The organism is Bradyrhizobium sp. URHA0013 (assembly GCF_000518345.1).
Taxonomy (GTDB): domain Bacteria; phylum Pseudomonadota; class Alphaproteobacteria; order Rhizobiales; family Xanthobacteraceae; genus Bradyrhizobium.
Genome location: NZ_JADK01000010.1, coordinates 1 through 14,821, shown reverse-complemented (window position 1 = coordinate 14,821; position 14,821 = coordinate 1). Strand labels below are relative to the sequence as shown.

The 14,821-nt window shown below is 61.8% G+C and carries 12 protein-coding genes, 1 tRNA gene, 2 pseudogenes and 1 other annotated feature; of the genes and pseudogenes, 8 read left to right on the top strand and 7 right to left on the bottom strand.

Annotation, left to right across the window (positions count from 1 at the left end; translation table 11 throughout):
- Positions 1 to 4 precede the first annotated feature (4 nt).
- Together N551_RS0116380 and N551_RS0116375 are read right to left on the bottom strand one after the other, a co-directional pair.
- Positions 5 to 1,111 (bottom strand): molybdopterin-binding protein, encoded by a 1,107-nt coding sequence (locus N551_RS0116380; RefSeq protein ID WP_027567844.1) that lies wholly within the window; start codon positions 1,109 to 1,111, stop codon positions 5 to 7.
- A gap of 54 nt (positions 1,112 to 1,165) precedes the next feature.
- Positions 1,166 to 1,999: a substrate-binding domain-containing protein gene (locus tag N551_RS0116375; protein ID WP_027567843.1), complete on the bottom strand. Its 834-nt coding sequence runs from the start codon at positions 1,997 to 1,999 to the stop codon at positions 1,166 to 1,168.
- Between the two features lie 399 nt (positions 2,000 to 2,398).
- On the opposite strand from N551_RS0116375, the gene N551_RS0116370 reads away from it, so the two are divergent.
- Together N551_RS0116370 and N551_RS0116365 are read left to right on the top strand one after the other, a co-directional pair.
- Positions 2,399 to 3,292: a helix-turn-helix transcriptional regulator gene (locus tag N551_RS0116370; RefSeq protein ID WP_027567842.1), complete on the top strand. Its 894-nt coding sequence runs from the start codon at positions 2,399 to 2,401 to the stop codon at positions 3,290 to 3,292.
- A gap of 100 nt (positions 3,293 to 3,392) precedes the next feature.
- Positions 3,393 to 4,619, top strand: a complete 1,227-nt coding sequence (locus N551_RS0116365; RefSeq protein WP_027567841.1) for an ABC transporter substrate-binding protein — start codon at positions 3,393 to 3,395, stop codon at positions 4,617 to 4,619.
- 129 nt (positions 4,620 to 4,748) lie between these two features.
- On the opposite strand, the gene N551_RS0116360 is transcribed toward N551_RS0116365, so the two are convergent.
- Positions 4,749 to 5,726 carry a TAXI family TRAP transporter solute-binding subunit gene (locus N551_RS0116360; RefSeq protein WP_027567840.1) on the bottom strand — a complete coding sequence of 326 codons (978 nt, stop codon included), beginning with the start codon at positions 5,724 to 5,726 and terminating at the stop codon, positions 4,749 to 4,751.
- 107 nt (positions 5,727 to 5,833) lie between these two features.
- Between N551_RS0116360 and N551_RS0116355 the strand changes: the two genes are divergently transcribed.
- A complete protein-coding gene (locus N551_RS0116355) occupies positions 5,834 to 6,808 on the top strand; it encodes a tripartite tricarboxylate transporter substrate binding protein (protein ID WP_035961474.1) in 975 nt (324 codons plus the stop codon).
- Positions 6,809 to 7,187: 379 nt separating this feature from the next.
- A tRNA-Ile gene (locus N551_RS0116350) sits at positions 7,188 to 7,263 on the top strand.
- A 29-nt stretch (positions 7,264 to 7,292) separates the two neighbouring features.
- Here the strand turns inward: N551_RS0116350 and N551_RS37040 are convergent.
- Positions 7,293 to 7,844, bottom strand: coding sequence for a tyrosine-type recombinase/integrase (locus N551_RS37040; RefSeq protein ID WP_371180065.1), 552 nt, complete (start codon positions 7,842 to 7,844; stop codon positions 7,293 to 7,295).
- Between the two features lie 616 nt (positions 7,845 to 8,460).
- Here N551_RS37040 and N551_RS39150 point away from each other — a divergent pair.
- Complete coding sequence (locus tag N551_RS39150; protein ID WP_155809736.1) at positions 8,461 to 8,664, top strand: hypothetical protein; 204 nt, start codon at positions 8,461 to 8,463, stop codon at positions 8,662 to 8,664.
- Between the two features lie 6 nt (positions 8,665 to 8,670).
- On the opposite strand, the pseudogene N551_RS35555 reads toward N551_RS39150, so the two are convergent.
- Positions 8,671 to 9,913, bottom strand: a pseudogene (locus N551_RS35555) (IS3 family transposase).
- On the opposite strand from N551_RS35555, the gene N551_RS39685 reads away from it, so the two are divergent.
- Positions 9,898 to 10,263, top strand: coding sequence for a DUF262 domain-containing protein (locus tag N551_RS39685; RefSeq protein WP_197031151.1), 366 nt, complete (start codon positions 9,898 to 9,900; stop codon positions 10,261 to 10,263). The pseudogene N551_RS35555 and the gene N551_RS39685 overlap by 16 nt on opposite strands.
- Positions 10,264 to 11,161: 898 nt before the next feature.
- Here the strand turns inward: N551_RS39685 and N551_RS0116325 are convergent.
- Entirely contained in the window at positions 11,162 to 11,377 is a 216-nt protein-coding gene (locus N551_RS0116325) for a hypothetical protein (RefSeq protein ID WP_027567836.1), read from the bottom strand.
- A 2,161-nt stretch (positions 11,378 to 13,538) separates the two neighbouring features.
- On the opposite strand from N551_RS0116325, the gene N551_RS0116320 reads away from it, so the two are divergent.
- Positions 13,539 to 13,787, top strand: coding sequence for a hypothetical protein (locus N551_RS0116320; protein ID WP_027567835.1), 249 nt, complete (start codon positions 13,539 to 13,541; stop codon positions 13,785 to 13,787).
- Positions 13,788 to 13,810: 23 nt separating this feature from the next.
- On the opposite strand, the gene N551_RS0116315 is transcribed toward N551_RS0116320, so the two are convergent.
- The gene (locus N551_RS0116315) at positions 13,811 to 14,032 is read right to left on the bottom strand and encodes a hypothetical protein (protein ID WP_027567834.1); all 222 of its coding nucleotides are present in this window, start codon (positions 14,030 to 14,032) and stop codon (positions 13,811 to 13,813) included.
- 503 nt (positions 14,033 to 14,535) lie between these two features.
- Here N551_RS0116315 and N551_RS0116310 point away from each other — a divergent pair.
- Positions 14,536 to 14,821, top strand: a pseudogene (locus N551_RS0116310) (transposase); the annotation flags it as partial.
- Positions 14,763 to 14,821, top strand: a sequence feature (AL1L pseudoknot). This feature is flagged as partial in the annotation. It overlaps the preceding pseudogene by 59 nt.

Below are 14,821 nucleotides of genomic sequence, written 5' to 3'. Positions count from 1 at the left end.
CATATCATTCCCACATCAGATAGGCATCGACAGGCGCGCCCGCTGCAAATCCCTCGTGACTGGCGGGAACAAGCAGCCATGCATCCGCGCGGGCGATTGCCTGGAGCGGCCATTCTCCTACCGCAAGCGGCACCCACGCATGATGTTCCTCGGCCAGCAGGACCATTTCGGCGATGCCGACGCTGGATGCAATTTTTCGCGCGAGCGGCAAGGCAATCCGTCGGCGCGGCAGCCGCGCGGACAGCCGGTCGACGAGGGGCAGCACGAGCGCGAGCCAGACCGCAAGCGCATGATCCGGCGATCCGGGCAAGGCGACGACAGGAATGGCTCCGAGCCGCCCGATCGCGGCGGTGCGTCCGGGCTGGAGCGCAAGACCATGGGCGATCACATCACCACGCTGGGCCAGCGCCGTAACCGCTGCATCCTTGCGACCGACACCGCTGCCGCCGATCGTCAGCAGGAGATCGCAGGTGGGCGCCCCGAACGCCTCCGCGATCGATCCCGCGTCTCGCGCGCCGGCCTCGCTCGTTTGCACATCCAGTCCTGCGGCGCGTGCGATGTCCGCGATCAAATGCATGGTCACCGTTGCACCTGATCCATTGACAATGCGCAGTCGCGGGCGGCGCACGCTCAGCCGGTCCAGTCCGGCGGCACGCGCGAGCAACAGAGCGGCAGGACCAAGCGGATTCCCCTCTGCCGCGGCAGGCGTTCGTCCGTCGATGTCGCTTCCAGCGCGCCTGGCGCCCTGCCCCGGCACGCCCTCCGCCAACACCTGGGCGAGCAGACCAGACACCTCGACCGCGTCAGCATCGAGCACACAGTCGCATCCCGCCGGCATTGCGTCGCCGGCTTCGACCCAGGCCGGCGCTGTTGCGAGAGGCAGCGGTGAATAGGAGGACGCGCCGACCAGATCATTGGCGCATAACGCCCAGCCGTCCGCGGCGGCGAGGTCACAAGACGGCCGGGCCGCGAGCAGCGGATTGCCCGCCGCGATGCAGCCGGCCGCTTCAATCAGCTGCAACTCCATCGGCGCGAGCGGATCAAGCCCTGTCAGCAACGCGGCGAGCGCGGTGTCGAGCGGCGTCAGCGATGGCGGCAGGCGCTGGGTCATGCGCCATGATGGATCATGCATCGCCCGGTTTGGCAACCGCTCGCGATACGAACGTCAGCCGCCCGACTTGTCCGCATTGGGGAAGAACAGCTGCTGTCCGTCGACCTTGTATCCGGCGATCGCCGCCTGTCCGTCGGGCGAGATCAGCCAGTCGACGAAGTCCTGCCCCAACTCCTTCTTCACGTTCGGAAACTTCAAAGGGTTCACCAGCATCACGCCGTACTGATTGAGCAGCCGCTTGTCGCCTTCGACGACGATGTCGAGATCGCCGCGCTCCCGAAAAGCGATCCAGCTGCCGCGGTCGGACAGCACATAGGCGTTCGCCACGCGCGCTGCATCGAGGGCGGAAGCCATGTCCTGCTTGGCCTCGCGGTACCAGGCACCCTGGGTGCGGGCGATGTCGATGCCGGCGACGATCCAGAGCGCGAGCTCCGCGGCATGCGTGCCCGAGCGGTCGCCGCGCGTCATGAACGGCGCGCCCTTGGCCTCGATCGCCTTCAGCGCGGTCGCGATGTCCTTGCCCTTGACGCCGGCGGGATCGCTCTTCGGCCCGATCAGCACATAGTCGTTGTACATCACGTCGAAGCGCTTCGCGGCAAAACCGTCGGCCACGAATTTCTCCTCCTGCGGCCGCGCATGCATCAGCACGACGTCGACTTCGCCCCTTCGCGCCCCCTCGAGCACCTCGTCGGCGCGCCGCGCGATCACGGTCACGTCGATGCCGGTCTTGTCACGGAAGATCGGCAGCAGGTAATCGAGCAGGCCGGACTCCTGCGTCGCTGTGGTCGTGGCCAGCACGATCTCGCGTTCCTCCGCGAATGACGCCGCAACGCCTGCGGCAAGGCCGCAGAGAAGCGCGAGTGCAACGGAGAGGCGGCGGACGGCCATGTTCGGGTTCCCACTGGCTATGACGCGCTCATGATGATGATCGATTGCGCCGCACTCGTGACGCGTTTGCTCGTTGCAGCGTCGGATGCGGACAACAACAGATAGAGCGCGGGTCAAACCACTACCGGCGACAGACTTTACCCTTCGCGTCGGGCGCCGACGACTCGGGAAATCTCGGCAACGCGCGGAGCGGCACGCCAATTGCTGTTGCGCGCGACAGCCGCAAGATCCGTTCCGCGCGAGCGATTCAGGATCGTTCACCAAAGCAGAGATCGCGCGTGGGATGTGTTGCAAAGCAGCGAGATGATCGGGCATGGTCGTGGCGGACAAAACTGGAAATGCAGAATTCCACCTGCGTCGAACTCCAAAAAGAAGCAAGAATTTGCATAGGAATGCAGGATGGAATTCCTGACGACCAGCGAAGCCGCCGACTATCTTCGGCTCGGCGAACGCAAGCTTTACGAACTCGTCACCACCGGCGCGATCCCATGCACCAAGGTGACCGGAAAGTGGCTCTTCCCGCGGCACGAGCTCGACCTCTGGGTGCTGTCCGGACTGGCGCGCCCGGCCGGCATGCTGATTGCGGAGCCGCCGCCGGTCGTCGGCGGCAGCCAGGACGAGCTGCTGGATTGGGGTCTGCGCGAATCCGGCTCGGGCCTGGGATCGATGAGCGAGGGCAGCGCGCGCGGGCTCGAGCGCTTGCAGCGCGACGAGGTGATGGCCGTGGCGATGCACTTCCACAGCCTCGATACCGACGGCAATCTCGCCGCCGACGCCAATGCAACCGTCCTGCGCGACGCTCCGGACCTGCATGATGCATTGCTGGTCGCGTTCGTGCGTCGCGAGCAGGGTCTCGTGCTGCCGCCGGGCAATCCCAAGCGGCTGCGCGGCCTTTCCGACGTGCTCGCGCTCGGGGCCAAGGTGGCGATGCGCCAACAAGGCACGGGCGCGCAGATGCTGCTCGACGTGCTGCTCAAGCGCGCCGGCGCCTCGACGCGCGATTTGCGCCGGATCAAGACGCCCGCCCTGACCGGGCCGGATCTCGCCGAGATCGTCCGCGCGGGACAAGCCGATTGCGGAATCGCGACGCGTGCGTCGGCGCGCTCGGCCGGCCTCGATTTCGTGCCGCTGGTCTGGGAGAATTTCGATCTCGCGATGCGGCAGCGCAGCTATTTCCGCCCCGCCATGCAGGGCCTGATTCGGTTCCTCAGCGAAAAGCGGTTGCTCCAGCGCGCCGGGGAGCTGACCGGCTACGATCCCTCGCCGGCCGGACAAATCCGCTTCGCCGCCTGACGTTGACGCCCGCCCCCAAATAGTTGCAAAAGAAACCAATTCAGCCGGGCCATACCCGGAGGGCACACCGGCCAATGCGCCGGATCAGGGGAGGACAAGCATGAAGCCAACAAGATTTGGACTGCCGGTTGCTGCCGGCTTTGCAGCAACGTTCCTGGCAGCGCTGATGCCGGGCGCTGCGATGGCGCAGGTGTCCGACGACGTCGTCAAGATCGGCGTGCTCACCGACATGAACGGTCCGGCCTCGGCGCCGACCGGCCAGGGCTCGGTGACGGCGGCGCAGATGGCGATCGACGATTTCGGCGGCACCGTGCTCGGCAAGCCGATCAGCATCGTCGTCGGCGACCACCAGCTCAAGGCCGACATCGGCGGCGCGATTGCGCGGCGCTGGTATGACGTCGACCAGGTCGATCTGATCGTCGACGTGCCGGTCTCCGCGGTCGGGCTCGCGGTGCAGAACATGGCCAACGAGAAGAAGCGGCTGTTCATCACCCACTCCACCGGCACCGCGGATTTCCACGGCAAATTCTGCTCGCCCTATGCGATCCAGTGGGTGTTCGACACCCGCGCGCTCGCGGTCGGCACCGCGGACGCCGTGGTCAAGCGCGGCGGCGACAGCTGGTTCTTCATCACCGACGACTATGCCTTCGGCCATTCGCTGGAGCGCGACGCTTCGGCGGTGGTGACCGCCAATGGCGGCAAGGTGCTGGGCTCGGTGAAGCCACCCTTGGCAACGCCCGACCTCTCCTCGTTCGTGCTGCAGGCGCAGTCCTCCAAGGCCAAGATCATCGGCATCGCGGCGGGTCCGCCCAACAACATGAACGAGATCAAGACCGGCTCCGAGTTCGGCGTGTTCAAGGGCGGCCAGCAGATGGCGGCGCTGCTGGCGCTGATCACCGACATCCACGGCCTCGGCCTGCAGGCAGCGCAAGGGCTGTTGCTGACGACCTCGTTCTATTGGGACCTGGACGACAAGACCCGCGAATGGTCGAAGCGCTACTTCGCCAAGATGAACAAGATGCCGTCGATGTGGCAGGCCGGCGTCTATTCGAGCGTGATGCACTATCTCAACGCCATCAAGGAGACCGGCACCGACGATCCGCTCAAGGTCGCAGCCAAGATGCGGGAAAAGCCGATCGAGGATTTCTTCGCCCGCAACGGCAAACTGCGCGAGGACAATCTGATGGTGCACGACCTCTGGCTGGTGCAGGTGAAGACGCCGGAGGAGAGCAAATATCCGTGGGACTATTACAAGATCCTCACGACGATCTCGGGCGACAAGGCGTTCGGCCCGCCGGACCCGGCATGCGCGATGGTGAAGAAGTGATGGGCGACGCAAGCTAGCCGCCACGTCATGGCCGGGCCTGTCCCGGCCATCCACGATCTTTCATGCTGCGCCAAGAACGTGGATGCCCGGGACAAGCCCGGGCATGACGATTGTGGGTACAGCCGCGCCCTACTTCACCACCCCGATCTCGCGAAAATACTTCATCACGCCGGGGTGGATCAGCTCCGGCTTCGGCGCGGCGGCGACCGTGTTTGCGGCCGTGGTCTCGCAGGCCTGCGCGAGCTGCTTGCAGAATGGCGGCTCGACACCGTGAAGCGTCTTCGCCAGGCGATAGGCGATATCGTCGGGCAGATCTTCGCGCGTCAGGACAAAACTCCAGGACCCCAGCGAGGCGATTGGCTCGGACTGGTTCGGATAGCTGCCGGCCGGCACGGTGAGCGGCTTGAGGAACGCGCGCTTGGCGCGGATGCGGGCGATCTCCTCGGCACTGGGCGCGATGAAGCGCGCGCCTGACGCGCTCGAGGCCACCGCTGCAAAGCCGGGCCAGCCGATGCCGGCGCCCCACAGTGCTGCGACGCGGCCATCCTCGACCATCGCGGGGCCGTCGCCGGCGCGGTCGAGGTAGATCGCCTTGAAGTCCTCGTCCTGCTTCAACCCGAGACCATCGAGCACATAGCGGGCCAGGATCGGCAGGCCGGAGCCCTTGGCGCCGAACGCGACGGGCTGACCGACCAGATCGCGGATGGTCTTGTACGGACTGTCCGCGCGCACCACGAACATGCCGGGATTGGAATAGATCGCCGTGAGGATCTTCAACCTTACCGGCGCGCGGCCGATGCCGGCGAAGGCCTCATAGGCCGGCTCGCCCGCGACCAGAGCGAGATCGAGCTCGCCCTTCTCCAAGAGCGGAATGTTCTCGTTGCTGCCCTTGGTGTTGCGCGGGGCGATGATCACTTGCGGATCGGCCGCGTTCATCGCTTGGGCAAAGGCGTTGCCATAGAGCGGAAAGCCGCCGCCAGGCGTCGCGGTGCCCAAGCTGATCGTCAGGCTGGGTGTCGTGGTCGGAATGGCGTTGCCTCCGGTTTGAGCGGCGGCGGGGCTTGAAAGCAGCGCCGCGCCGAGAAGGAAAAGAAAAGCGAATCTCATGGTCGGTCCCGGCGGGGGCGCGTCAACATCGACTTGCGGCGATGTAGGCAGCGCCCCGATTTTGTGAAAGCATGCAGTCCAACGACAATAGAACAATGGGAGGCGTCATGTTGCGAATTTTGCGTAACAGTGTTTTCGGGCTGGTTTTCCTTTCAACGCTGTTGGGCGCCGCACCTCCCGCCTCCGCCGCTTATCCCGACCGCCCCGTGCACTGGATCATCGGCTTCTCCGCCGGCGGCCCGGTCGACATCGTGGCGCGGATCATGGCGCAGTGGCTGTCGGACCGCTTCGGCCAGCAATTCATCGTCGAGAACAAGGCCGGCTCCGGCGGCAACATCGCGGCGGGCGCCGCGATCGCCTCGCCGCCGGACGGCTACACGCTGCTGTTCGTCGCGCCCAACAACGCGATCTCGACCTCGCTGTACAAGAAGCTGCCGTTCGACTTCCTGCGCGACACCGTGCCGGTCGCGAGCATCATGCAGCTCACCAACATGCTGGTCGTCTCCAACGCGTTTCCGGCGAAGACGGTTCAGGAGTTCATCGATTACTGCAAGGCCAATCCAGGCAAGATCTCCTTTGCCTCGTCCGGCAACGGCACCTCGGTGCACATGTCGGCGGAGCTGTTCAAGGTGATGACCAAGTGCGACATGGTGCACGTGCCCTATCGGGGATCTGCGATCGCCTTCCCCGACATCATCTCCAACAAGGTGCAGCTGATCTTCGACAACCTTCCCTCCGCGATGGAGCAGGCCAAGGGCGGCAATGTCCGCGCGCTCGGCGTCACCTCGCCGCAGCGCTGGCCGAGCGTGCCCGACGTGCCCGCCATCGCCGAGACCTTGCCCGGATTCGAATCGGTCGGCTTCTACGGCATCTCCGCGCCGAAGGGCACGCCGCAGGACGTGATCGAAATCCTCAACAAGGCCGTCAACGAGGCGCTGAAGGACCCGAAGCTGGTCGCGCGCCTCACCGAGACCGGCGGCATCCCCAAGCCGATGACGCCGGCCGAGTTCGGCAAGCTGGTCACCGACGAGACCGAGAAGTGGCGCAAGGTGGTGGAGTTCGCCGGGGTGTCGGTGGACTAGCGCCGGGGAACTGCCGCCAGCCTGCAGCGCGCCAACGCGACATCGGAGGGGATCGGAAGACCCCTCCCAACAAAATTTGCGAAAACAACCCCATGCACAGTAGAAAGATCTAGCGATCACAAGGGGTTACAGAATCGAAAACCGAACCACCTGGCGCGATTGCCAGAGGGCGGGGGCGAAGGCTCGGCGAGGTGGCCTTGCGCCGGCGGGCAAAACAGGACTATAATGGCATCATCGCAAATTTCGGTTATTCGAAAATCCCAAGCCTTGCCGCACCGGCGTTTCCATCCGCCCGAGCCAGCATTGCACCCCCGCCTCCGTCCCTGTAAACGAACCGCGCACCGTTGCCGGCAGCAGCTTTCGCGGCCGTCTCGCGGCGGGGCCTGTAGCTCAATGGTTAGAGCCGGCCGCTCATAACGGTCTGGTTGCAGGTTCGAGTCCTGCCGGGCCCACCATAGCACTATTTCGCTTTTGATATTTCATATTAATTTGCTCCATTTGTCCCACCGGCGGGTTTCCGTCCCCTTAGTGAGACACTTTTCTGCTTTCGATGTTCGTCCAATCGAGTGAACGCGTTGTCGATCAGGATGCGCTTCCTGGCTCCGCGGATGTAGATCTCAGCGGTCTCTAATTTCGACCAGCCGAATAGAGCACAGAGCTCTGGCGCGGTTGCGCCGCTCTCCGCCATGGCTAGGGCACTGGCCTTCCGTAACCCGTGTGAACTACACCTTGGCAGTCCCGCAGCGTCGCACCACTCTCTCATTTTGTTGCCAAAGCCGGCGATGGTGAACGGGCGACCGTGGTCATTCACCAAATAACTGAGATCACCTGTCGGAGTTTGATCAAGTGCAGTTCTCAGCTCTCTGGTAAATCGGGCAACGATCAATTTGCGTGTTTTCTCCTTGTTGCGCCCCTTCCAAGACACAAACTCAAGATACTCGCCAGATTCATGTTGACGCCCAATCCGGCACGCATCGGAACGTCGAGCCCCTATGTTCAGCATAATCTCGAGCGCCAAACGCGCCTTCGTTCCCATCGTATGATGCAATCGGTAAGTGCTGATCTCAGATGACGTCCAGGTGTGAAATCCTGCCGTCTCATTTATCTTCTTGACTCCGATGGCCGGATTTGGCTTCGCAAAGCGCTTCTCTATGGCTCAACCGAAGAGCGAGCGGAGATATTTGACGAGCTTGTCAGCAGCACCCGGAGTAGATGAACGCTTATCACGACTACGTTCTACCTCCTTTCGAAGGGCAGCGAACGGTACCCCAGCCGACCAGCGCCGCAGCCCGGTTGATTGTTGGGCGGACTTTTTCAGTGGGCAGTCGGTGCTTGAGCCCTATCAAACCGCCTGCCAATGGCTCCCAAGCACGTGGCGTAACCGAAAACTCTCGCCAAATCGTCTCATATCGCTTGGCGGTGGCAACCCGGAATCCCAGCAGCGCAGGCCCGATCAACAGCAGCCACCATGACGCAGCTTTGTGGTTCGGCGTTGCGGTTCAAGACGGGGCCATTTGGCCCTGGTCGCATCGAGCATTGTCGAGAGCGCCGGGTGCCAGCCGGCTGCCAAACAGGCGGAGAAGGTTCGACCCCAGCTCCTCTCCCTCCGCCAACCACCCGGCAGGAGCCACACGCTGCACCTATTGGAAGGGATGATTTTGCAGCTGTACGAAGATACAGAGGAGAAGAAGACCGTGATCGCCCAGCAGTCTGCGGAAAAATCTGCTTCAGAGATACAACCAGTTGTCGCTGCGACTGCTCCAGCGGTTGCCGAGCAGCCCCCCGAGACAAAATCACAGGATCAGCCGCAATCCGGCGAGAGCTTACAGGCTGCACCCGCTGAAGGTCAGACATGAAGAAGACTAGCACCGCACCTCCAACTCCTTCGGTGGAGCATTGACCTTGCCCCCAGGTTTTATCCAGTTCTGAGTTCGTCCTTGCCCGCTGGATTTGCCGTGTTGGGCGGTGGGAGCGACGGGAGCTGGCGCGGAGCCTTCGGCATAGCGCAGCGCCAGATCCCGGCGCGGGTGACAGGTCATGGCGAACCCGGACGGGGTTCTCCATCCGGGCTGCGAGTGGGGTCGCGTATCGTTGTAGTCGGCCCGCCAGCATCCAAGCGCGACGCGGGCTTGGGCCAATGACGTGAACAGCGTCTCGTTCAAAAACTCATCCCGCAGCCGACCGTTGAAGCTCTCGATGAAGGCGTTCTGCATGGGTTTGCCCGGCGCGATGTAGTGCCACGCGACACGGCTCTGGTCGGCCCATGCGAGAATGGCGTTGCTGGTGAGCTCGCTGCCGTTGTCGCTGACCACCATGCTGGGCTTGCCACGCTCGATCATCAGCCGGTCGAGTTCCCGCGCCACGCGGGTGCCGGAGAGCGAGGTGTCGGCCACCAGCGCCAGGCACTCGCGGGTACAATCATCGACGACGGTCAGGATGCGGAAGCGGCGGCCGCAGGTCAGTTGGTCCGACACAAAATCGAGCGACCACCGGTCGTTCGGCATCATCGGAACAGCATCGGCGCCCGGGTCCCGATCGCCCGCTTGCGGCCACCACGGCGACGCACCGTTAGCTTCTCTTCTCGATAGAGCCGGAAGAGCTTTTTGTGGTTGATCAAATATCCCTCCCGCCTGAGCAGAACATGCAGCCGCCGAGAGCCGAAGCGGCGCCGCTCCTGGGCCATCGCCCGCATGCGCTGGCGAAGGCCGGCATCGTCAGCCTGGGTCGTCCGATATCTCATGGTCATGCGGCAGCAGCCGATGGCTTTACACGCCCGCCGTTCGCTCATCCTATGGGCATCCACCAGATGAGCGACAGCTTTCCGCTTCCCGGCGGGCGTCACCACTTCTTTCCCGGGAGATCTTTCAGCGCCGCATTGTCCAACATGGCGTCTGCCAGAAGCCGCTTCAGCTTCGTGTTCTCGTCTTCCAGCGACCGCAGTCGCTTGGCCTCCGAGACGTCCATTCCGCCGAACCTGGCCTTCCATTTGTAGATGCTGGCATCGCTGACACCATGCTTGCGGCAGAGATCGGCGACCGGAACCCCGGCTTCGTGCTCCTTCAAAATCCCGATGATCTGTTCTTCCGTAAATCGCTTGCGCTTCATGCTCTGGTCCTCGTCTTGGGCCAGAACGAACTTCAAACTGGATTAAGCCCGAGGGGCAAGGTCAGCATCTGCCGACTATCTTCCGACGAATTCGTAGCGGTGACTACCGCGTCCCCCCCTTTCAACGAGACTTCGTCTGGGAGGAAAAGCAAGTACTAGAGCTGCTCGAGAGCGTCTATCGAGGCTTTCCAATCGGCAGCATCTTGCTTTGGCGCGTAGATAAGCCGGTCTTCAAGAGCGTCAAGAAGACCATGGTTGGCTTAGGGAAGTCTTGTACTCTGCATATCGACGCATCGCTTCCGCTTCGGTCATTTCCTTGTTCTTTACAGATAGCACCAACGAGTCCGTGAATTGGACGTAGGCGTTACCCATAGACGAACAGTCGTTCGAAGGGATGCAATCTGCATTGCGTGCCTGCTTGCCGCACTCGGCCATGCTAAGGAACGACGAAGTCTGGGTACTGCACTTGTGTGCCCTCCTCATTGCGGCCCATCATTGCGCTGTAGCCAACAATGTCCGATGCAAGAACGGCAGCGAGCCGTCTTACAAGTTTTTGCACAGATCCGCCTGGGGTTACGTCTGGGCGGTTGTCTCCGATGACCATGTGATGCCCCGCTCACGCTAGAACACACGCAATAGTGGCACATATCCGGAGTTGAGGGGTAGGCGGGGGCTCCTGGCCGACGGCGGCCGCTATGAGGGACTGGCGACGACCAAGACGGCCTTCTGGAGGAGGCCGGCTGGCTCTGGCAGCATACGGTGATGGCATGAGCAACATCATCTAGCTGCCGATGCCTGGCCGATCACCGAGGATGAACCGCAGCGCTCCGCGGTAAGGCCTTCTGCGACCTGGAAACGCCGATCAGCCGTTGCGTTATGATGGGCAGGATCACCGCGCAATTGATCTCGGAAGCGGACGACGGCACGCGGCCAGAGCTGTGCTTTGCCGTGTTGCACCTGTCCAGAATGCTGGACGAGCTGGAGCACAACTATCGGGTCGCTTGGCATGGGGAGCCCCTGCGCGCCTGATCCGATGGTGCTCTCCGAACCGACAAGCCAAATTAGACCGCCGGGCACGCAATACCTTGTCCCGGCGGCTTGATATCCGTCCAGCCCCGGGACGGGATTAACAAAAATCCCGGATACCCATGAGTATGAGCGTGGAGTGTAAAGGTTCAATTCGCCTTCGAAAATCGAGGCCCGCCGGTTCACGCTGGCGGGCCCACTCGTCAGATGTCAAAGCGCGGGCTAGCCGTCTTGGCAGGGAATCCCGAAGTTGTCGCAAGCGAGAGCGAATGACTCTTTTGCCTTTGTATTCTCGAAGCAGAAGCGAGTGCCGACCTCCGCCTGATCGCTCCACCAGTCGAGGCTACTGCCCTTCGCGATGCGGGAGGCTTCGCCGCGTAAAAGGTCCAGTTGTCTTCCCGCAGCACGAACGATCAGGCAATTTTTCTCTTTGGACATAAGACCTTCTCCAATGGCGCAAGACGCCGAAGTCATTGGTACACAAGTACGGCCGCAAGACTGATCACGCTAAGCGCCGTGGACACAAAGGCCGCAGCAGGGGGCTGCTGCGGCCTTGTTGTCAAAAAATTTCCGGGTGAAATAGGTCTAAGTAAAATATTGAGCCAGCCCGGTGGAGCCATGATTGCGGGCGATCGATCAGCGGCAATATGACCTAAATCACAGATCACGAGTCATTAATCTGAACCTTGTGCTGAGGGAGAGCGCCGCCGGGGCTGGCTAGCTGGCGGGCTCTCACCCCGAGCACAAGGCCGCGTATGTCCCCCGCGGCCCCGTCCCAACCAGCACGCTACGCAGCCGCCGCTACAAAGTGTAAACCTCGTTATATTCATACTCCTCGGTCGCAATGGTGAACTCACTGCGACTTTCGGCTGGAAGCCCCGCTAGCTAACGTGCCTGGCGGGGCTTCTTCCTTTTCGAAATCAATCTGTCGGAATACAGCGCGGCCACCGACTAAAAGGGCCACAGCTCTTTCGATGCTGCAGCCCGCCGGGTTTAAAAAAAACTAGGTGAAATATGGACCAGCCCCGGCATCAGCGATGCTACGCCTCCGTGTTCTCGGAGCAACGTAAATCGTTGTTTCATTAACCGAAATCGGCTGACTGTTGCAGAATGGATGGCAGCTCCTCTGACATGGACAGCAGGGCTGGCTGACATGTCGCGTGGGGGTCCACAGCGCTAATTTCGGTTTTTCTTTGCGATGACTCCGGTCAGTTGAATTTAGGACACATTCACAGAACTTAATGCGGGAGAGCCGTAGCGGCTTAGCGCTCTTGCCAGCCCCGGAGTGCTACGTTGAATGCAATCGCTGCCCGCGTTTAAGCGAGCGGCTGCTTTCAGCCCAGAGGCCGCCTCGGTAGGCGGCCTCTTTCACTCATCCCTTTTCAGTTTGCGCCGGCTCCAATTCCACCTCTCTTCCCTTTGGATTAAGTTTCGGGGACATCATGCCGGTTCAGCGCTCGCAATGACGCCGATCCGAGCGAACAAGAAAGCGAGCCCGGCGTGACATACGAAGATAAGGGAGTAAGCTGAGCGCGTTCTCACATTCCTTTTTGAAATTGAGATTGCAAATGAAGAAATTGCTATGCGCAACAACAGTGTTGTTCTTCGGGCTTTCATGCACGACCAGTCTCCAAGCTCAAACCAGCACGGCTGGTTCGACCAAATCTGCGGCGAAAACCGCTGGCGCAACCAAAGCTAAATCAATGCCGAGGGCGGGCGCGGGGTGCACATCTCGGGCCGCGCAGATGTCTGGAAAGACCTGCTAGAGATGTTCGAGCCGTATGGCCGGAAGAAATGCCGGCCTTCTGCTTGCGGAGGTCCTTTGAGCACGGTTGGACCGCACTCAGGTTGACGTCTCTTTTGAGTCACAGGCTGACTTCCGCACCGACTTGTGGCTGGCCCGTGTCGAGTGTGAGCTCGTGTGCCTGTACTAACGACCAAGGCCGCGACCGAGAGGGTGGCTCCTCCTCCCTTGCTGCGAAGGCACCGCTACGAACAACGAGGACGACTTCGCGACGGCATCCCATCACCACCACGCACGCGGGCGAAAGTAGTCCTGCGCTAGTGTGACTTGGGTCGCTTAAGGACGCCTGACTTCTTCGTTGAGTGGCAGCGCGAGAGGATCGCTTCAACTGTTTGCAGCGTTCGCCCGAATTCAGACCGCAAATGTCGCATATGCGCGGCATCCCTCGGCTCTGATAGAAATGAGATTTTCACGAGGAAGCGTTCAAGATGGCAGTGAGAGGAAGATTGTGGGAGTGCTTCGATCGCAATACCCTGATCTGTTCTCGTATCTCAATAAGATCGAGCGGATCGTCGGTCGGTTCATTCGTCACAAGGAAGCTCGCGGTATCCGCAGTAAAAGCGCGCCGGCACACCGTGTCGACCTCGCAGTCGCAAAGCCGGACGCAGGCAATGTCCGATGCCAAGCTACCGTATTCGAGGCCGACGGCAATCGAACCCGAGAGTTAAGCTTGATCGTAGCTCTGGAAGTTAATTCTGGAACCTGACCCCATAGGGCTTTCCTTGGCACTCTGTTTGCTCAGTCAAGACCAAAGCCCACTTCCCTTGGAGTGGCTGTTTCAGGTTGAGGCAAACGATGCAAGAAGTGTCCCGTTCCGGTATCACCGGGGAACTGCAGCTCAGCGCGCTCATAGCCGATCTGTGGTGGCGCGTTGATCTTATGAATTCCGATATCCTCGAAGAGGAAGCCAAGGCAGGCGTGTTCGACGTGCGGAAGCCAACCTATCCGCTTCTTGCGCTAAATCTCCGCGCGCGGCGCGACAACCTCCTGTCGACCATCTATGCTCTTGAGCGGCGTGCGAAGCCTGGGCAGGTGGCGGCGTAATCACCTGACCGAGGGCGGCATTGCTAGCCTTGCGGGTCGCCGATGTCGAATGCGCCCAGACGATACTCATCGCCTATCGACTGCTCGTCCGCCATCTGCGTGATCAGGGTGAACGTCGCGTTGGGAAAGCGCGTCCACACTTCAATGTCGTCTGACGTGACGGTTAGATAGCCAAAAAAGCACCTATAGCGGCCGGGCTCGGTCACGCGATCGACCTTGTCCCAGTTGATCTTGTTGATGCACATCTCTCTCGATCAAGGAAGCACGCTCACCCCGGGCGAGCGGGGCTCGACCTGCCCATGCCTAGCGCGCTCGACCAGTTCACGAGCGCAATGACAAGCTTAGTCGCGACTGGTTTCCGCCGGGTTACTGCTACGCAATCGGGCGAGCGAGGTAGCTTAGCTCCACTGGTTCTCTGGAATCGGGCGGCGGCTTGAGCTCTTAAAGGTCGGCTTCAGCGTTAGTTCCTCTTGGACGGTTTGAACGGCCCCTTCTGCATCGATGCCCGAAACCGTTTGGGGGCGGCGACCCGCCGCCACCATGTTCATCCGGCAACGTTCGTCCCGCTTTCTATTGTTCCTCAGCTGCTTCACTCAGACGCCGTAAGCGCGACCAATCTGCTTTGTCATTACGATCGCAGCTGAACCGCCCCGGGTTTGCCGGAGGCTCCAACTCCTGAGAGGATGGAGCCACGACGAGCAAGACGACGAACAAGTTTTCACCCGAGGTCCGGGCCCGAGCGGTTCGGATGGTTCTGGATCACGCCGGCGAGCACCCTTCGCGCTGGGCGGCGGTGACATCGATTGCGGCCAAGATCGGCTGCACGCCGCAGACGCTGCATGACTGGGTCAAGAAGGCGGAGATCGACAGTGGGCAGCGGGCCGGCGTTCCGACCGACAGGGCCGAGAAGCTGAAGGCCCTGGAACGGGAGAACCGCGAGCTTCGGCAGGCCAACGAGATCCTGCGCAAGGCGAGCGCTTATTTTGCGATGGCGGAGCTCGACCGCCGGTCCAAGCCATGATCGCCTTCATCGA

Excerpts from the sequence above, each read along its gene's own strand:
- N551_RS0116380 (WP_027567844.1), bottom strand. The coding sequence starts at position 1,111 with ATGACCCAGCGCCTGCCGCCATCGCTGACGCCGCTCGACACCGCGCTC.
- N551_RS0116375 (WP_027567843.1), bottom strand. The coding sequence starts at position 1,999 with ATGGCCGTCCGCCGCCTCTCCGTTGCACTCGCGCTTCTCTGCGGCCTT.
- N551_RS0116370 (WP_027567842.1), top strand. The coding sequence starts at position 2,399 with ATGGAATTCCTGACGACCAGCGAAGCCGCCGACTATCTTCGGCTCGGC.
- N551_RS0116365 (WP_027567841.1), top strand. The coding sequence starts at position 3,393 with ATGAAGCCAACAAGATTTGGACTGCCGGTTGCTGCCGGCTTTGCAGCA.
- N551_RS0116360 (WP_027567840.1), bottom strand. The coding sequence starts at position 5,726 with ATGAGATTCGCTTTTCTTTTCCTTCTCGGCGCGGCGCTGCTTTCAAGC.
- N551_RS0116355 (WP_035961474.1), top strand. The coding sequence starts at position 5,834 with ATGTTGCGAATTTTGCGTAACAGTGTTTTCGGGCTGGTTTTCCTTTCA.
- N551_RS37040 (WP_371180065.1), bottom strand. The coding sequence starts at position 7,844 with ATGGGAACGAAGGCGCGTTTGGCGCTCGAGATTATGCTGAACATAGGG.
- N551_RS39150 (WP_155809736.1), top strand. The coding sequence starts at position 8,461 with ATGATTTTGCAGCTGTACGAAGATACAGAGGAGAAGAAGACCGTGATC.
- N551_RS0116325 (WP_027567836.1), bottom strand. The coding sequence starts at position 11,377 with ATGTCCAAAGAGAAAAATTGCCTGATCGTTCGTGCTGCGGGAAGACAA.
- N551_RS0116320 (WP_027567835.1), top strand. The coding sequence starts at position 13,539 with ATGCAAGAAGTGTCCCGTTCCGGTATCACCGGGGAACTGCAGCTCAGC.
- N551_RS0116315 (WP_027567834.1), bottom strand. The coding sequence starts at position 14,032 with ATGTGCATCAACAAGATCAACTGGGACAAGGTCGATCGCGTGACCGAG.